This is a genomic window from Variovorax sp. V213 (genome assembly GCF_041154455.1).
Classification (GTDB): Bacteria; Pseudomonadota; Gammaproteobacteria; order Burkholderiales; family Burkholderiaceae_C; genus Variovorax.
The window spans coordinates 1,193,133-1,208,918 of record NZ_AP028664.1 but is presented as its reverse complement, the minus strand read 5'-3'; the positions used below and the strand labels follow the sequence as shown (position 1 = coordinate 1,208,918).

Below are 15,786 nucleotides of genomic sequence, written 5' to 3'. Positions count from 1 at the left end.
TGCGCCAAAGTCTATGGTTGGCTATGCGGACTGGACGGCGGTGACCGCGCGCAGGATCGACTCGCTCGTGGCCGGTGCCTGGAGCGGTGGATCGACTCTGTGGCCGCCGACCGCCGACACCGCGTCGCGGATCGCGAAGAACACCGAGAACGGCAGCAGGAGCGGCGGCTCGCCGACGGCCTTGCTGCGGTGGATCGAGTCCTCGAAGTTCTGGCCTTCGAACAGGCGCACGTTGAACACCGGCGGGCAATCGTTGGCGGTCGGGATCTTGTAGGTGCTGGGGGCGTGCGTGGTGAGCATGCCGCTTTTCGGATGCCACACCAGCTCCTCGGTCGTGAGCCAGCCCATGCCCTGGATGAAGGCGCCTTCGACCTGGCCGATGTCCACGGCCGGGTTCAGCGACTTGCCCGCGTCGTGCAGGATGTCGGCGCGCAAGAGCTTCCATTCGCCGGTGAGCGTGTCGACGATCACCTCGCTCACCGCCGCGCCATAGGCGTAGTAGTAGAACGGGCGGCCCTGCATCTTGTCCTTGTCCCAGCTGAGGCCCGGCGTGGCGTAGAAGCCGTCAGACCACAGCTGCTTGCGGTCGAGGTACGCCTCGCCCACCACGGTGCTGAAGGCCAGCGAGCGGCCGTTGACCTCGACCTTGTCGTTGGCGAAGCGCACCTCGCTCGCCTTGCCGCCGTGGCGCTCGGCCGCGCTCTCGGCCAGGCGCTCGCGGATTTGGCGTGCGGCATCCTGCGCCGCCTTGCCGTTCAGGTCGGCGCCGGTCGATGCGGCCGTGGCCGAGGTGTTGGCCACCTTGGTGGTGTCGGTCGCGGTGACGCGCACGCGCTCGAAGCTCACGCCCAGCTCGTGCGCCACCACCTGCGCCACCTTGGTGTTGAGGCCCTGTCCCATCTCGGTTCCACCATGGTTCACGAGGATCGAGCCGTCGGTGTACACGTGGACCAGCGCGCCGGCCTGGTTGAAATGCTTCACGTTGAACGAGATGCCGAACTTGAGCGGCGCCAGCGCCAGGCCGCGCTTGAGCACCGTGCTCTTCGCGTTGAAGGCGGCGATCTCTTCGCGCCGCGCGCGGTAGTCGCTGCTGGCTTCGAGGTCGGCCACCAGTTCGTGCACGATGTTGTCGGTCACGGTCTGGCGATACGGGGTGACGTTGTTCTCCGCCTTGCCGTAGAAGTTGATGCGCCGCACGTCGAGCGGATCGCGGCCCAGTGTGCGCGCCACCGAGTCCATGATGTTCTCGATGGCGATGGCGCCCTGCGGGCCGCCAAAGCCGCGGAAGGCCGTGTTGCTCTGCGTGTTGGTCTTGCCCGAGTAGCCGTGCATGGCCACGTTGGGCAGCCAGTAGGCATTGTCGAAGTGGCACAGTGCCCGGGTCATCACTGGGCCCGACAAGTCGGCCGAGTGGCCGGCGCGCGAGACCATCACGATCTCGGCGCCGAGGATGCGGCCTTCGTCGTCGTAGCCCACCTCGTACTCGTACCAGAAGCAGTGGCGCCGGCCGGTGATCATGAAGTCGTCGTCCCGGTCGAGCCTGAGCTTCACCGGACGGCGCAACTTGCTGGCGGCCACCGCGGCCACGCAGGCAAAGAGCGCCGATTGAGATTCCTTGCCGCCGAAGCCACCGCCCATGCGCCGGCATTCGACATGCACCTCGTTCGACTGCAGGTGCAGCGCGTGCGCCACCAGGTGCTGCATCTCGCTCGGGTGCTGCGTGGAGCAATGGATGTGCAGTGCGCCGCCCTCCTTCGGAATGGCGTAGCTGATCTGGCCTTCGAGATAGAACTGCTCCTGCCCGCCGACGTCGAGCGTGGCGCTGTGGCGGTGCGGCGCCTTGGCGATGGCCGCGCGCACGGCCGCTTCGTCGCCTTCGTTGGCTGCGCCGCCGCTGCGCACGATGTGCATCGGCGGCACCACGTACTGGCCGCGCGCATGCGCGTCCTGCGGCGTGAGCACCGGCGGCTGCGCCTCGACGGCGATGGCGTCTTTTGCCTTGGAGGCCGCGCGGCGCGCGGCCTCGCGCGTTTCGGCGATCACGGCGAACACCGGCTGGCCCAGGTAGCGGATCTGGCCGCCGTCCTTCAGCGAAAGCAGGATCGGGTCGTCATGCACGATCGAGCCGCAGTCGTTGCTGCCCGGAATGTCGTCGGCGGTGAGCACCGACACGACGCCCGGCATGGCGCGGATCGCATCGAGCGACAGCGCCGTGACACGCCCGTTGGCCGCGGGCGACAGGCCCAGCGCGCAATGCAGCGTGCCGGCAATCTCGGGAATATCGTCGATGTAGGTGGCCTCGCCGGCCACGTGCAGATGCGCCGATTCGTGCGGCCGGCTGATGCCCACGCGAGCGCCTTGGTCGTGCGCCAGGGTTTCGGCGCCCTGGTCGATGCGGGCGGCGGTGTTCTTGAGGTAGTCGGCAAAAGCCTCGGAGGGCTGCAGCAGGCGGGCATCGATGGGTTTGTTCATGGTCAGACCCCTTCCGCGGCCTTGTCGGCCTTGATCGTTGAATGCGGCATGGCGCTCCAGACGCTGGTCTCTTCAAGGGAGAGCGCGTCTTCGGTGCGGGTTTCGAGCCAGAGCCGCTGGATCAGGTTCTGCGCCACCTGGAGGCGGTAGCCGGCCGACGCGCGCATGTCCGACAGCGGCTGGAAGTCCTGCGCAAGCGCCTGCCTGGCAGCGTTCACGCTGGCCTGAGTCCATGCCTTGCCGACGAGCGCGGCCTCGGCATTGGCTGCACGCTTCACGATGGCGGCCATGCCGCCGAAGGCGAGGCGCACCGCCTTGACGGTGTCGCTGCCGGGCTCCAGCTCGATCGCAAAGCCGGCGCACAGCGCCGAGATGTCGCAGTCGAAGCGCTTGCTGATCTTGTAGGCGCGAACCTGGCGCTGCATGGCCGCGAGCGGAACCGCCAGCCCCTGCACGAACTCGCCGGGCTGCAGCTGGTTCTTCATGTAGTCGATGTAGAAGTCGGGCAGCGGCATGCGGCGCACGGTGTTGCCGCGGCGCAGTTCGATCTCGGCGTCGAGCGACATCAGCACCGGCGGCGAATCGCCGATGGGCGAGCCGTTGGCCACGTTGCCGCCCATGGTGCCGGCATGGCGGATTGGCGGCGAGGCAAAGCGCAGCCACACGTCCTCGAGGCTGGGCACGCGCTGCACCAGGGCTTCGAAGGCCGCTTCGAGCGAGGCGCCTGCGCCGATGTAGAGCTCGCCGCCTGTTTCGTTCTGGCGGACTTCGATGGTCTTCATCTCGGCCACGTCGCCCACGTAGATGATGTCGCCCAGGTCGCGGAACTGCTTGTTCACCCACAGGCCGACGTCGGTCGAGCCCGAGAGCAGCTGCGCACCGGGTTTCTGCTCGCGCAACGCTGCCAGCTGTGCCAGCGTCCTGGGGGCATGGAAATGGTCAACCCGGGCGCCGAGCGGCGCGGCGTAGTCGAAGCCGTCGCTGCCGCGCAAGGCCGTGAGCGCGGCCACCACGGGTTCCGTATCGAGCCGCACCGCCGGCAGGTCGAACATGCGCTGACCCGCATCCAGAATCGGCCGATAGCCGGTACAGCGGCACAGGTTGCCCGAAAGCTCGTCGGCCAGCTGCTGGCGCGTGGGCTGGGTGCCTTCGGCCTGGTGGTGCTCGTACGCCGACCACAGCGACATGACGAAGCCCGGGGTGCAGAAGCCGCACTGCGAGCCATGGCAGTCGACCATGGCCTGTTGCACCGGGTGCAGGCGGTGCACGGGATGCGGGCGCTTGTCCTGTCCCTGCACTTCGGTGGCGGCGGGGGCATTGGCGGGGCACTGGTCCTTGAGGTCCTCGACCGTGAAGAGCGCCTTGCCGTGCAAGGTGGGCAAGAACTGGATGCAGGCGTTGACCGTCTGCAGCTGCAGCCCGCCGATGGCGCCGGACGCATCGGCACCGGTGGCCAGCTCGCCGATCACCACCGTGCAGGCACCGCAGTCACCCTCGTTGCAGCCTTCCTTGGTGCCGGTGCAGTGCGCGTCCTCGCGCAGCCAGTCGAGCACGGAGCGGGTCGGATGGACACCGCTGACCTCGACGATCTTGCCGCGATGGAAGAAACGGACCGGTTGGATGTTGTTGCGCTCTGTGCTCATGCTTTTTGGCTCGTGGACGGCCGTTTTCCCGGCCATGCCCGGACGTTAGCCGGTTGCGCCCCGGCCCACATACCGCGTGAACCATATTGCGTATGTCGGCGCGGGTATGCGACCTAGGGAGAAACCCTGAAGAGCGAGAGCAAGTCCCGGGCCATGACCTGTGCTGCACCGGTTGTCGCACGCACCGCAACGCGCCGCTTCTTTACCGTGATTACCCGCTTGCAAATGCTTGCAAGCGCGCCGATGACCACCATACCGTGCTGGACGGTGCCGAGGAATGTCTTGCCGTCGCGCACGTTCGCAAACATGCGCCAGTGAATGCCCAGAAGAATGACGAAGGAGATCTTCCTAATGCAGTACACGAAACTCGGTCGAAGCAAGCCTCGAACTGGGTAAGAAGCTCGCGACCTCCTTCACAGTTCTCCGAGCTTCGCCGCGTCCACTGGCTTTTGCAGCCACTTGGCGATGTCACCGCCCAGCGCATAGGTCACCACGCCCACCATGCTGCAGGTGCTGCGTGGAATGCCGAAGTACATGAACATCTGGCGCTGCGCCGTGAACTGGGCTGGCGCGGCGCCGGGGCGGTCCAGCACGCCGTGCAGCTGAACGATCTTGGGGCCGCCGTAGAGCCCGCCGGCATTGGCCAGGATGTCCGTGATCTCGATGCGCAGGGTCGGTGCGCCAGTCACGTTGGCCGACGGCGACGGCACTGCGAACTCGTACGGCGCCAGCAATTGATCCTGGATGGCCTGGTTCAGCGATGCGGGAACGTCGCACGCGTCGTCGGCCTTGGTCAGTTGCACGCCCTTGGTGGTCTTGCCGTAGCTGATGGCGGGCAGGATCACCGCATTGCGGGCATTGGCCGTGGGCTCCGGCGGTTCGGCTTCGGCAACCCTGGGGCCGCGAGATCCACAGGCGGTAAGCGCTGCGGTGGCCAAGGCGGCAATGACGAAGACGTGTTTGCGGGGACTCATGGATTTTTCCTTTTGAGAGTTGGACGCGACATGCGGGTCGCGCATGGCCGGGCGTCTGTAGATCAGATGGTCGAAGCAGGGAGCGGCGCGTCCGTTGACTGGGCTGCACTTTTGATCCGTGGCCCCAGGCGAGCGAGTACGTCGTCGGTGGCGAACGTCTGCGCGTCCATGTTCTGGAGATCGGACCGCAGCTCAACCAGTAACGACCGCCCTGGCAGCGCAGGTCCCGCTCCGCCGGAAGGTATGTAGATGAACGTAGGGGCCTGGCCCTTGACCATTGGCGTGCGAGGTGGCGCCCGGAAGACCGGCATGGTGCCTGCCATTCGCTGCAGGTAGGGCGCATGGGCACTGGCGGCGCGGTCGCCATCGATCTGCGGCCCTCGGCTCATCTGGCTCACCTCCACGTCGACGAGCGGACTCCCTTGCCCAAAGACGTCGTCGCCCGTGAGCACTGTGGCGTCAATGGTGCCCTCGACGATCTTGAACGCGGGGGCTCCAGCCTCTTTCGCGACTTGGGCGCTGCGGTAGAGCACGAACGCATCGACCCAGCGCAATGGCGTGCGGGTCGACCCCGTGAAGCGCACGCGGTAGAGCTGGTCGGAGAGCTTGCTGCTGGCATAACCGAAGTTGTTGCCCTCGGCACCTGCGGCCCGGTACGGTGTTGGCCCCACACAGGCAGTCAGCGCAGCCGCTGCGATCAGCGTTGCGATTGTCTTTGTGAACATGAGATTCTTCCTGGTCGTCGAGCGCACGGGGTGGGCCTGCGCCGTTTCTGCTTGGATGGGATGCTTGCCTTGGCGTCGCCGATCAGGCGCGCGCTTTGCGCGCCATGCAGGCGCCGCCAGATCGAACGCCGAGCGTTCTGCCTGGAGGCTCGGGCTCCGTTAGCCCATCAAGGCTGCAGCCGCAAGGCGTCCGTCAGCGTGGCCCCGGTGCTGGTACGGGCCAGGAAGGAGAGATAGCGGAAGTAGCCGTTGCTGGTGTAGATGCCGGCCGGCAAGAAAACGATGGCGCTCGGCCCGGTGTAGCTCCCGGTGGTCTCCAGCTTGCAGGCGTCGCTGGCGCTGGGACTGGCCGCTGCGTTGACTGCATTCAGGGTGAGGCCATACATGTTCTTGGCGGTCCCGGGTTCCGACAGGGCGACGGTTCCGGACAGGGTACACGAGCCGATCTGGACGCCGGAGGTGGTGCCGGTGAAGGCGCCGGAAGAATCAACCGTGAGGGAGATCCCTATGCCCAGGGTGTCGCTGGCCGTCCAGGTGCCGGCCACGCTGGCCTGCGAGACGGCCAATGCGTTCGCGGTGCTGTAGCTGACGGGCCCGAACGGGGCTGGCGATCCACCCCCATTTGCGTAGGTGCCGTCCATCGACGTCTTAGGCGTAAAGGTGCCCGAGCCGGTGGTCGGGGACGCCGTCACGAACAGGAACTCGGTGCCGGGATTGAAGACCCAGTTCAGGCCCGTGACCGCGATCGACCCGAAGAGCGAGCCGACAGTGAACTTGCGCGCGATGGAACCGTCGGCGCCGACGTAGGTGTAGCCGAACATCGATTCGTAGATGCCTTCGTTGCCACCCACCGCGGCGGTCGATCCCGCTTGAGGCGAAGCGAGCGAGGGCCCGGCTTCGCTACCGGCCACCGGCGCCCGGGACGATGGTGCAGGCGCCGGAGACGGAGCGGGTGCGGGTGCGGGTGCGGGAGATGGCGCGGGGGCCGGAGTCGGCGCCGGGGCGGGCGTCTGGTCCGTGGCCCCGGCGACCAGCGGCAGCGCGATACCACCGCCACCACCGCTGCCTCCTCCCCCTCCACAGGCGCTCAGCGCGCCAAGCGCGAGCAATGCCACTGCATGGGCGATGATGTTCTTGTTCATTTTTCTGGTCCTTCCTGGGTTAAAAATTGGAGATGAGGCTGAAGCCGCTCGTGACTTTGGCGGTGCAGTAGCCTTGCCGACGCTGGTCGCCGCCTCAGGAACGGCGAGCCGCATCGCGCGCGCCGCGCTCCAGATCACCCTGAAAAAATTCTTGTTCATCTCGTTCCCTGATCGCCCATGTGACAGCAAGGGAGATTCTGGGATCGAGGGGCAGAAATAAACGTCAACAAACTGTGGCGCGCACAGATTCATGCCGAGGACGCGGCTTATGTCACACCCTCAGTTTTTGCGATGAATGCTTAGGTTTACCGCCGGCGCATTCGGGTGTTGGGCGGCTGCCACGGTTTGAGCCGCTAGCCGATGCCCACCGTCTCAGCGCACCAGATCCCACCCCATCATCAGCGCCGCAAACCCCATCAACGCCGTGCCGCCCCAGCCGAGCCAGCGCGTGCGCCGTCCCGAAGTGAACACGCCCATCACCTTCTCGCGCGTCACCAGCACCATCATGGCCGCCATGATCGGTACCGCGACCACGCCATTGATGACGGCGCTCCAGTAGAGCGCCTTCATCGGGTCGATGGGCGTGAAGTCGAGCGCGGTGCCGACGAGGGTGGCGACTGCGATGATTCCGTAGAACTCCTTGGCCTCGCGCCAATGCCGCTCGAGCCCCTCCTCCCACCCGAAGGCCTCGGCCACCGCATAGGCGGCTGAAGACGCCAGCACGGGAACGGCCAGCAGGCCGGTGGCAATGATCCCTCCGGCAAACAACCAGAAGGCGAAGTCGCCGGCCAGCGGCCGCAGCGCCTCGGCCGCCTGAGCCGCCGAGGTCACGTCATGCACGCCTGCCGCAAACAGTACCGACGCCCCGACCACCATCACGAAGAAGGCGATCAGGTTGGAGAAGGTCATGCCGATCCAGGTATCGAGCCGCACGCGCCGCAGGTCGCGCCGCACGTCGCTCTCGGTGCCGCGCTGTCCGCCCTTCAGCCGCAGTTCCTCGACTTCCTGCGAGGCCTGCCAAAAGAACAGGTAGGGCGAGATCGTGGTGCCGAGCAGCGCGACGATCATCATCCAGTAGTCCCCGCTCCACTGCAGCCGAGGCACGACCAGGTCGTGCAGCACCCGCGCCCATTCCACCTGCACCGAGAACACCGCCGCCACATAGGCGAACAGCGTGAGCGTCAGCCACTTGAGGATGTGGGCCAGTTTGCGGTAGGGCACAAACACCTGCAGCAGCACCGTGACCACGCCGAAGACCAGTGAATAAAAGTGCGCTCCGCCGCCTGCCACCAGTTGCATGGCCTCGCCCATGGCGGAAATGTCGGCCGCGATGTTGATGGTGTTGGCCGCCACGAGCAGCGCCACCAGCACAGCCAGGAAGCCGCGCGGCATGTGCTCGCGCATGTTGGCGGCCACCCCCTTGCCCGTGACCCGGCCGATGCGCGCCGACACCAGCTGGATCGCCACCATGAAGGGCAGGGAAAGAAACACGGTCCAGAGCAGGCCGGTGCCGAACTGCGCCCCCGCCTGCGTGTAGGTGGCAATGCCCGACGGGTCGTCGTCCGCCGCACCGGTGACGACACCGGGACCTACGTGGCGCAGAAAGGAGGGAATGCGTTTCTTCATGGGCGGCGATGGTGGCATCCGAGCCTGACCGCTGCATGAACGGGGGTCCGCCTTCACGAACGCTCCGAGAACAGTGCCGTGATCACCTGGCGCAGCCATCGATTCGCCGGATCGGCCTCGAAGCGCTTGCTCCAGTGCAGCGACACCGTGAAGTCGCGCAGCGGAAAGGGCGGCTCGACGATGGCATAACCGCCCTCTTCCGCGAAGCCGCGCGCGATGTTGCGCGGCATCACCACGGCTAGATCGGTGGCGCGCACGATGGCCGGCAGCACCATGAAGTGCTCGGTAGTGAGGCGCAGGCGGTCTTCCAGATTCAGCAGCTGCAGGATGCGCAGCGTGTCGGCATGCGTGCGCACCGCCACGTAGTCGAGCTCGGGCAGCGCCTCGAGCAGCGCCTGCCCGCTGCGCCGCCGCTTCGCGAAGGGATGGCCCTTGCGCAGCAGCACGATGTAGCGGTCTTTCAGCAGCTGGGCGCGCTGCGTGTCCTTCACCTGGGGCAGGAAACCGAAGGCGAAGTCGACCCGGCCGCTGTCGAGCGCCGCGGCAACGTCGCCGGTGTCCAGCGGCATCGTCTCGATCCGCACGCCCGGTGCCAGCTCGCGCAGCCGCGCCATCAGCGCTGGCAGGAACCGGCCCTCGCCGATGTCGCTCATGTGGATGCGGAACAGCTTGCGCGACGTGGCCGGGTCGAAGCGCTCGGGTTCCGCGAGCGCCTGCTGCAGCATCGCCAGCGCCGCCTGCACCGGCACCGCCAGCCGCTCGGCCCGCGGCGTGGGCGCCACGCCCCCGGGGGTGCGCGTGAAGAGCGCATCGCCCAGCAGCAGGCGCAGCCGCGTGAGTCCGTGGCTGGCCGCCGGCTGCGTGAGACCCAGAGCCTCGGCCGCACGGCTCACGCTGCGAGCCCTGAAGACCGCATCGAAGAGCCGCAGCAGGTTGAGATCCAGCTTTTCAATATGCATGGCATTCATGTCGCATAGCTTGCTTATTTTATTGATGTATGGCGTTGCGGCGACCACACTGCGCAACCCCCAGAACAAAAGAGACACGATGGAAGTTTCATTCAGCAAGGAAGTCGAGTTGCTGCGCCTCGGCGCCGGCGACACCTTTCACGGCGAGGGCATCCTCGCCATCACCAAGGGCCTGCTGCAGTCGGGCGTGGCCTACGTGGGCGGCTACCAGGGCGCGCCGGTGTCTCACCTGCTCGACGTGATGGTGCAGGGCAAGGCCTACATGGACGAACTCGGCGTGCATGTGGAGGCCTGCTCCAACGAGGCCTCGGCTGCGGCGATGCTCGGCGCGTCAATCCACTATCCGCTGCGCGGCGCCGTGACGTGGAAATCGATCGTCGGCACCAACGTGGCGGCCGATGCGCTCTCCAACCTGTCGTCGCCGGGCGTGACCGGCGGCGTGCTGGTGGTGGTGGGCGAGGACTACGGCGAAGGTGCCAGTGTGATCCAGGAGCGAACGCATGCGTATGCGCTCAAGTCGAGCATGTGCCTGCTCGATCCGCGGCCCGACCTGGGGGTGATGGTGCGCATGGTCGAACACGGTTTCCAGCTCTCGGAGGCCTCGAACATGCCCTGCCTCATGGAGCTGCGCATCCGCACCTGCCACGTGCGCGGCAGCTTCGAGTGCAAAGACAACATCGCGCCTGCCGTGTCGACCCGCGCGCTGATGAGCGAGCCCGCGGGCTTCGACTACATGCGGCTCGCGCATCCGCCCGTGACCTTCCGCCATGAAAAGCTCAAGGGCGACGAGCGCATTCCGGCCGCACGGCGCTACATCGTCGAACAAGGCCTCAACGAACTGATCCCGGGCGGCCGGCATGCCGACCTCGGCATCGTGGTGCAGGGCGGGCTCTACAACGCGCTTGTCCGCAGCCTGCAGCAGCAGGGCCTGGCCGATGCGTTCGGCGAGACGGACATTCCGATCCTGGTGCTCAACGTGACCTACCCGCTGGTGCCCGAGCAGGTGGCCGACTTCTGCGTGGGCAAGCGCGCGGTGATGGTGGTGGAAGAAGGCCAGCCCGAATACATCGAGCAGGACATTGCCACCCTGCTGCGCCGGCGCGACATCCAGACGCCGCTGCACGGCAAGGACATGCTGCCTTCGGCCGGAGAATACGGCGTCGAGGTGCTCTCGGGCGGCATCGGCAGGTTCGCCGCAAAGTACATCGAAGCCGGCGAAGCCTTGTCGTCCGCCGAGGCCTGGCTGGCCGGCAACCGCGAACGCCGCGAGGCAGTGGCACGCCAGCTCTCGACGCCCTTGCCCAACCGGCCGCCGAGCTTCTGCATCGGCTGCCCCGAACGCCCGGTGTTCTCGGCCCTGAAGCTCGCGCAGCAGGAGACCGGGCCGGTGCACATCGCGGCCGACATCGGCTGCCATGCCTTCGGCACCTTCGAGCCTTTCTCGATGGGACATTCGATCCTGGGCTACGGAATGAGCCTGGCGAGCCGCGCGGGCGTGGCGCCGATGATGAACCGCCGCACGCTGTCGATCATGGGCGACGGTGGCTTCTGGCACAACGGCCTGCTCACAGGCGTGCAGAGTGCGCTCTTCAACGACGACGACGCGGTGCTGCTGATCTTCAAGAACGGCTACACCTCGGCCACCGGCACGCAGGACATCATCTCCACGCCCGACGACGAAACGAAGGAACGCGCGGTCGACAAGCAGCAGAGCCTGGTCGACAAGAACCAGACCATCGAAGCCACGCTCACCGGCCTGGGCGTGAAGTGGATGCGCACCGTGACCACCTACGACGTGGAGCGCATGCGCAAGACGCTGACCGAGGCGCTCACCAGCGACTTCAACGGCCTCAAGGTAGTGATTGCCGAAGGTGAATGCCAGCTCGAGCGCCAGCGCCGCATCAAGCCGTGGATTGCAAGCCTCTTGAAAAAAGGCGAGCGCGTGGTGCGCGTGAAATACGGCGTGGACGAAGACGTGTGCAACGGCGACCACGCCTGCATCCGCCTCTCGGGCTGCCCCACGCTCACGCTCAAGGACAACCCGGATCCGCTCAAGGTCGACCCAGTGGCCACCGTGATCGACGGCTGCGTGGGCTGCGGCCTGTGCGGCGAGAACGCGCACGCGGCCACGCTGTGCCCGAGCTTCTATCGCGCCGAGGTGGTGCAGAACCCGAAGTGGCACGAGCGCCTGCTGCATTCGCTGCGCGGCGCATTCGTGCGCGCCCTGCAACCCGCATGAAGGGCGAAGATATGGAACGCAACCGACCCATCACCCTCCTCGTCTGCGCCCTGGGCGGCGAAGGCGGCGGGGTACTCACCGAATGGCTGGTCGACATCGCCCGCCATGCCGGCTACGCCGCGCAGAGCACCTCGATTCCGGGCGTAGCGCAGCGCACCGGCGCCACCACCTACTACATCGAGGTGTTTCCGGTGCCGCTCGCCCAGCTCGGCGGCAGGCGCCCGGTGTTCAGCCTGAGCCCGGTGCCGGGCGCACTCGACGCGATCGTGTCGTCGGAGCTGCTCGAGACCGCGCGACAGATTGGCAACGGCATGAGCGCGCCGCTGCGCACGCTGGTCATCAGCTCGTCGGCGCGCATCTTCACCACGGCCGAGCGCATGCAGCCCGGCGACGGCCGCGCCGATGCGCAGCAACTGCTCGACGTGGTCAAGGCCTTCAGCCGCGAACGCCATGTGTTCGACATGAATGCCGTGGCACGCGAGGCCGGCACGGTGGTCAGCGCGGCGATGCTCGGCGCCATTGCGGGCAGCGGCCTGTTTCCGTTCCCGCGCGCGGCCTACGAACACGTGGTGCGCGGCGGCGACACCGGCGCGCCCCAGAAGCTCGGCAAGATGGCGGCCGCCAGCCTGCGCGGCTTTGCCGCCGCCTTCGACGCGGTGAGCGCGCCGCGCGCACAGGCCGCCTTCGTGAGCAGCGTGATGGCCGGCGACACCAGCGATGCGCCGCCACCGCCGCGCGCCCTGCCCTATGAGCTGGCGCGGCGCTTTCCGCCCGCCGTGCACGACATGCTCGCGCTCGGCCATGCGCGCGTGCTCGACTACCAGGACGCCGCTTACGCCGAGCTCTACGCCGCGCGGCTGGCCAAGGTGCTGGATGCCGAGCGCGCCGCCGATCCCGCAGGCGCACGAGGCTTCTCCGTCACCCGCGAAACCGCGCGCTGGCTCGCGCTGTGGATGGCCTTCGACGACATCGTTCGCGTGGCCGCGCTCAAGGGCCGCGCCAGCCGTGCGCAACGCGTGCGGCAGGAAGTGCGTGCGGCCGATGAAGACCTCGTGAAGGTCTACGACCACTTCAAGCCCGGCACGGCCGAGTTCGCCGCGCTGCTGCCGCCGGGCCTCGCACGACGCGTGCAGGCCTGGGACCGGCGGCGCCAGGCGCGCGGCCGCGAGCCCTGGGCGCTGCCGCTCAAGGTGGGCAGCCACTCGGTGTTCGGCATGGCATCGCTGCGGCTCCTTTCTTCGCTCAAGTGGCTGCGCCGCCGCGGCCAGCGTTTTGCCGAGGAGCAGGCGTTGATCGAACGCTGGCTCGCAGCCGTGGAGGCCGGCACGCGCGACGCCTGGGCGCTGGGCCGCGAGCTGGCGCTGTGCGGCCGGCTCATCAAGGGCTACGGCAGCACCAACGAGCGCGGCAAGCACAACCTGCTGCACGTGATCGACGAACTCGCCGGCCGCGCGGCCTTGCCGGCGCCAACGCGCGCCGAAGCCATTGCCGCGGCGCGCGAGGCGGCCCTGGCCGACGAAGGCGGCAAGGCGCTCGACGCCGCACTGGTGCGCCACGGCGCCGCGCCGCGGCCGGTGCAGGCTCAGCCTATCCGCTGGATGAAGCGGCCGCCGTCCGCCACCACCCTCACCTGATCCCGATTTCATAACAACGCAGGAGACACGACCCCATGCCCCACCACGCCCTTCCCTGGCGACGCCGCCTTTTGCTCTCCGCCGCCTGCGCGCTGCTGGCCTGCACGCACGCACAGACCCATGCCGACACCTGGCCCTCCAAGCCGATCAAGGTGATCGTCAACTTTCCGCCCGGCGGCGCCGCGGACCAAATCGCGCGCGCAGTCTCGCAGCCGCTGCAGGAGGCGCTCAAGCAGCCGGTGGTGATCGAAAACCGCGCGGGCGCCAACGGCAACGTCGGCGGCGAGGCGGCCGCGCGCGCGCCGGCCGACGGCTACACGCTGCTGATGAGTTCGGGCGGCATGGTGTCGGTGAATCCGCACCTGTATGCGCGCATGAGCTTCGATCCTTCGAAGGATCTGGTGCCCGTGGCGGCGGCCGCGCGCGTGCTGGTGTTCCTGGTCACCAAGCCCTCGCTGCCGCCCGCCAACGTGCGCGAGTTCATCGCCTACCTCAAGGCCAATCCGGGCAAGCTCTCGTACGGCTCGCCGGGCAATGGGAGCTCGCCGCACCTGGCGGGCGAAATGTTCAAGAGCCAGGCTGGCGTCTTCGCGCTGCACGTACCTTACCGCGGCGCCGCGCCCGCGCTGCAAGACCTTCTGGCGGGCCAGATCGACTACGCCTTCGATCCCGGCATCGGCCTGCAGCAGGTGCGCGCCGGCAAGCTCCGGCTGCTGGCGGTGGGGAGTCCGCGTCGCTCGCCCCAGTTCCCGGACGTGCCCACGCTCGACGAAGCGGGTTTGCGCGGCTTCGATGCCGACACCGTGTTCGGCTTCTACGCGCCCGCGGGCACGCCGCCCGAAGTGGTGGCGCAGCTGAATGCGCAGATCAACCGCGCGCTTGCGCTGCCGGCCGTGAAGGAGCGCATCGCTTCGCTCGGCGGCGAAGCGGTGCCGGGCTCGCCGGCCGAGTTCCACCAGCGCGCCGCGGCGGATTCGCAGCGCTTCGGCGCGCTGATCCGCGACCGCAAGATCGTCGCGGACTGAGCACGCACCTGGCCCGTGGTTGCCGACGAAAATGAGCCGATGAGCACCAGCAAGGAAATCACCTACACCGCACGCGTCGAGTTCGGCGACTGCGATCCCGCCGGCATCGTCTGGTTCCCCAACTTCTTCCGTTGGATCGACGCGGCCTCGCGCCACTTCTTCGCGGAATGCGGCGTGCCGCGCTGGGAAGAAACGGCAGAGACACTGGGCGTCATCGGCACGCCGCTGGTCGACACGCACACGCGCTTCGTCAAGGCCGCGAGCTACGGCGACACGCTGCAGATTGCGGTGCGCATCGCCGAATGGCGCGACAAGAGCTTCGTGCAGACCTACCGCGTCACGCGCGGCGACGAGCTGATTCTCGAATGCGAGGAGGTGCGCATCTTCGGAGCAAAGCGGGAGGGCGGCGGCATCCGCGCGGTGCCGATTCCGCCGTCGATTCGTGCGCTTTGCGAATAGACGCCGGTCTTAGAATGACCCGATGAACTGGCGCACTCTTCTTCCGCTTGCCTTGCTTGCCACCGGCTGCTCGTCACCCCCCAACGAGGTGGTGCCGTTCCGCGATGGCGCCTTGCGGGCCCCCACGTACACCCAGGCCGCCGACTATTGCAGCGCCAAGGGCGCAACGCCGCGCTGGCTCGGCAGGGCGCCCGCGGAATCCGGCGTTCTGTTCCAGTGCAACTGAGCTTCGCGGGCTTCGGCACGACGCCATAGCCCCGCGGAATGCCGAGCCAATGGGTTGACGACCCTCATGACGCGGTGCAACAATCCCATATCTTTACTTCGGAGCCCCGTGCGTGGACAGTGCCAGTTGGATCAGTGACAAGACGCGTGCCTCGGCAGGCGTGACACCCCCGGCCCTCTAGCGCAGGCTCTTTTGCGCTGCGGCCGCCCGTGCACGCAGCGTGACCCGTTCGCCATTCAGGCAAGCGGTTCTCCCCTCCCGAATCCCGTCGTTCTGCGTCACTGACTTTTTCAGTCAGCTTGCGTGTGTCCGTGCACGAGGCCCTTCATCGCGAAGGAGCCTTGCCATGCGTCAAATCCAATCTCGTCAGCAGCAGCCGGTGCAGGAATCCGTTCGCCCGTCGGCGCACGTGCCCGCGCGCGCCACGGCCACGAAGCAGGACGTCGAGAACGAAATGCTGGACCGCGCGGCCGCGCTCTGGACCACGCGGCGCATCCGCAGCTTCTTCCTGCTGCTCGAGCAACCCTCCCGCACGACACACCGCTGACGCGTCGCCCCGCACCGCAGCGCCCGGCAAGCAAGAAACAAGGAGGCCTCCTCATGGATCCCGCTTCTCATTGGCGCCCCTGCGCGCCACCCATGTTCCGACCGAT

General features: G+C 67.5%; 14 protein-coding genes. 6 read left to right on the top strand and 8 right to left on the bottom strand.

The features are described 5' to 3' along the window. Positions 1 to 21: 21 nt before the first annotated feature. The 8 genes from xdhB to ACAM55_RS05860 all read right to left on the bottom strand — a co-directional run bounded on the left by xdhB (position 22) and on the right by ACAM55_RS05860 (position 9,550). The gene (gene xdhB, locus ACAM55_RS05895; protein WP_369655111.1) at positions 22 to 2,472 is read right to left on the bottom strand and encodes a xanthine dehydrogenase molybdopterin binding subunit; all 2,451 of its coding nucleotides are present in this window, start codon (positions 2,470 to 2,472) and stop codon (positions 22 to 24) included. Positions 2,473 to 2,474: 2 nt separating this feature from the next. Continuing rightward, positions 2,475 to 4,115 carry a xanthine dehydrogenase small subunit gene (gene xdhA, locus ACAM55_RS05890; protein ID WP_369655110.1) on the bottom strand — a complete coding sequence of 547 codons (1,641 nt, stop codon included), beginning with the start codon at positions 4,113 to 4,115 and terminating at the stop codon, positions 2,475 to 2,477. A 113-nt stretch (positions 4,116 to 4,228) separates the two neighbouring features. Next, on the bottom strand, positions 4,229 to 4,423 hold the full coding sequence (locus ACAM55_RS05885) for a hypothetical protein (protein ID WP_369655109.1): 195 nt from the start codon (positions 4,421 to 4,423) through the stop codon (positions 4,229 to 4,231). 105 nt (positions 4,424 to 4,528) lie between these two features. Next, positions 4,529 to 5,089 (bottom strand): hypothetical protein, encoded by a 561-nt coding sequence (locus ACAM55_RS05880; RefSeq protein ID WP_369655108.1) that lies wholly within the window; start codon positions 5,087 to 5,089, stop codon positions 4,529 to 4,531. A gap of 62 nt (positions 5,090 to 5,151) precedes the next feature. Then, positions 5,152 to 5,814, bottom strand: a complete 663-nt coding sequence (locus ACAM55_RS05875) for a hypothetical protein (RefSeq protein WP_369655107.1) — start codon at positions 5,812 to 5,814, stop codon at positions 5,152 to 5,154. Between the two features lie 167 nt (positions 5,815 to 5,981). Next, positions 5,982 to 6,956 carry a hypothetical protein gene (locus ACAM55_RS05870; protein WP_369656490.1) on the bottom strand — a complete coding sequence of 325 codons (975 nt, stop codon included), beginning with the start codon at positions 6,954 to 6,956 and terminating at the stop codon, positions 5,982 to 5,984. 372 nt (positions 6,957 to 7,328) lie between these two features. Continuing rightward, complete coding sequence (locus ACAM55_RS05865; RefSeq protein ID WP_307639805.1) at positions 7,329 to 8,582, bottom strand: NRAMP family divalent metal transporter; 1,254 nt, start codon at positions 8,580 to 8,582, stop codon at positions 7,329 to 7,331. A 53-nt stretch (positions 8,583 to 8,635) separates the two neighbouring features. Further along, entirely contained in the window at positions 8,636 to 9,550 is a 915-nt protein-coding gene (locus tag ACAM55_RS05860; protein WP_369655106.1) for a LysR family transcriptional regulator, read from the bottom strand. A gap of 79 nt (positions 9,551 to 9,629) precedes the next feature. Here ACAM55_RS05860 and ACAM55_RS05855 point away from each other — a divergent pair, with 79 nt between their 5' ends. The 6 genes from ACAM55_RS05855 to ACAM55_RS05830 all read left to right on the top strand — a co-directional run bounded on the left by ACAM55_RS05855 (position 9,630) and on the right by ACAM55_RS05830 (position 15,680). Continuing rightward, entirely contained in the window at positions 9,630 to 11,789 is a 2,160-nt protein-coding gene (locus tag ACAM55_RS05855; protein WP_369655105.1) for a thiamine pyrophosphate-dependent enzyme, read from the top strand. Positions 11,790 to 11,800: 11 nt separating this feature from the next. After that, entirely contained in the window at positions 11,801 to 13,423 is a 1,623-nt protein-coding gene (locus ACAM55_RS05850; protein WP_369655104.1) for an indolepyruvate oxidoreductase subunit beta family protein, read from the top strand. 35 nt (positions 13,424 to 13,458) lie between these two features. Then, positions 13,459 to 14,448 carry a Bug family tripartite tricarboxylate transporter substrate binding protein gene (locus tag ACAM55_RS05845; RefSeq protein ID WP_369655103.1) on the top strand — a complete coding sequence of 330 codons (990 nt, stop codon included), beginning with the start codon at positions 13,459 to 13,461 and terminating at the stop codon, positions 14,446 to 14,448. A 39-nt stretch (positions 14,449 to 14,487) separates the two neighbouring features. Next, the gene (locus tag ACAM55_RS05840) at positions 14,488 to 14,907 is read left to right on the top strand and encodes an acyl-CoA thioesterase (RefSeq protein WP_369655102.1); all 420 of its coding nucleotides are present in this window, start codon (positions 14,488 to 14,490) and stop codon (positions 14,905 to 14,907) included. Positions 14,908 to 14,929: 22 nt separating this feature from the next. Next, positions 14,930 to 15,133: a hypothetical protein gene (locus ACAM55_RS05835; protein WP_369655101.1), complete on the top strand. Its 204-nt coding sequence runs from the start codon at positions 14,930 to 14,932 to the stop codon at positions 15,131 to 15,133. Positions 15,134 to 15,479: 346 nt separating this feature from the next. Further along, on the top strand, positions 15,480 to 15,680 hold the full coding sequence (locus tag ACAM55_RS05830; protein WP_369655100.1) for a hypothetical protein: 201 nt from the start codon (positions 15,480 to 15,482) through the stop codon (positions 15,678 to 15,680). Positions 15,681 to 15,786 lie beyond the last annotated feature (106 nt).

Bases quoted from the DNA above. Each gene is read 5' to 3' on its own strand.
- ACAM55_RS05870 (WP_369656490.1), bottom strand. From the start codon at position 6,956: ATGAACAAGAACATCATCGCCCATGCAGTGGCATTGCTCGCGCTTGGC.
- ACAM55_RS05830 (WP_369655100.1), top strand. From the start codon at position 15,480: ATGCGTCAAATCCAATCTCGTCAGCAGCAGCCGGTGCAGGAATCCGTT.
- ACAM55_RS05860 (WP_369655106.1), bottom strand. From the start codon at position 9,550: ATGAATGCCATGCATATTGAAAAGCTGGATCTCAACCTGCTGCGGCTC.
- ACAM55_RS05885 (WP_369655109.1), bottom strand. From the start codon at position 4,423: ATGTTTGCGAACGTGCGCGACGGCAAGACATTCCTCGGCACCGTCCAG.
- xdhA (WP_369655110.1), bottom strand. From the start codon at position 4,115: ATGAGCACAGAGCGCAACAACATCCAACCGGTCCGTTTCTTCCATCGC.
- ACAM55_RS05875 (WP_369655107.1), bottom strand. From the start codon at position 5,814: ATGTTCACAAAGACAATCGCAACGCTGATCGCAGCGGCTGCGCTGACT.
- ACAM55_RS05880 (WP_369655108.1), bottom strand. From the start codon at position 5,089: ATGAGTCCCCGCAAACACGTCTTCGTCATTGCCGCCTTGGCCACCGCA.
- ACAM55_RS05855 (WP_369655105.1), top strand. From the start codon at position 9,630: ATGGAAGTTTCATTCAGCAAGGAAGTCGAGTTGCTGCGCCTCGGCGCC.
- ACAM55_RS05865 (WP_307639805.1), bottom strand. From the start codon at position 8,582: ATGAAGAAACGCATTCCCTCCTTTCTGCGCCACGTAGGTCCCGGTGTC.
- ACAM55_RS05850 (WP_369655104.1), top strand. From the start codon at position 11,801: ATGGAACGCAACCGACCCATCACCCTCCTCGTCTGCGCCCTGGGCGGC.
- ACAM55_RS05840 (WP_369655102.1), top strand. From the start codon at position 14,488: ATGAGCACCAGCAAGGAAATCACCTACACCGCACGCGTCGAGTTCGGC.
- ACAM55_RS05835 (WP_369655101.1), top strand. From the start codon at position 14,930: ATGAACTGGCGCACTCTTCTTCCGCTTGCCTTGCTTGCCACCGGCTGC.
- xdhB (WP_369655111.1), bottom strand. From the start codon at position 2,472: ATGAACAAACCCATCGATGCCCGCCTGCTGCAGCCCTCCGAGGCTTTT.
- ACAM55_RS05845 (WP_369655103.1), top strand. From the start codon at position 13,459: ATGCCCCACCACGCCCTTCCCTGGCGACGCCGCCTTTTGCTCTCCGCC.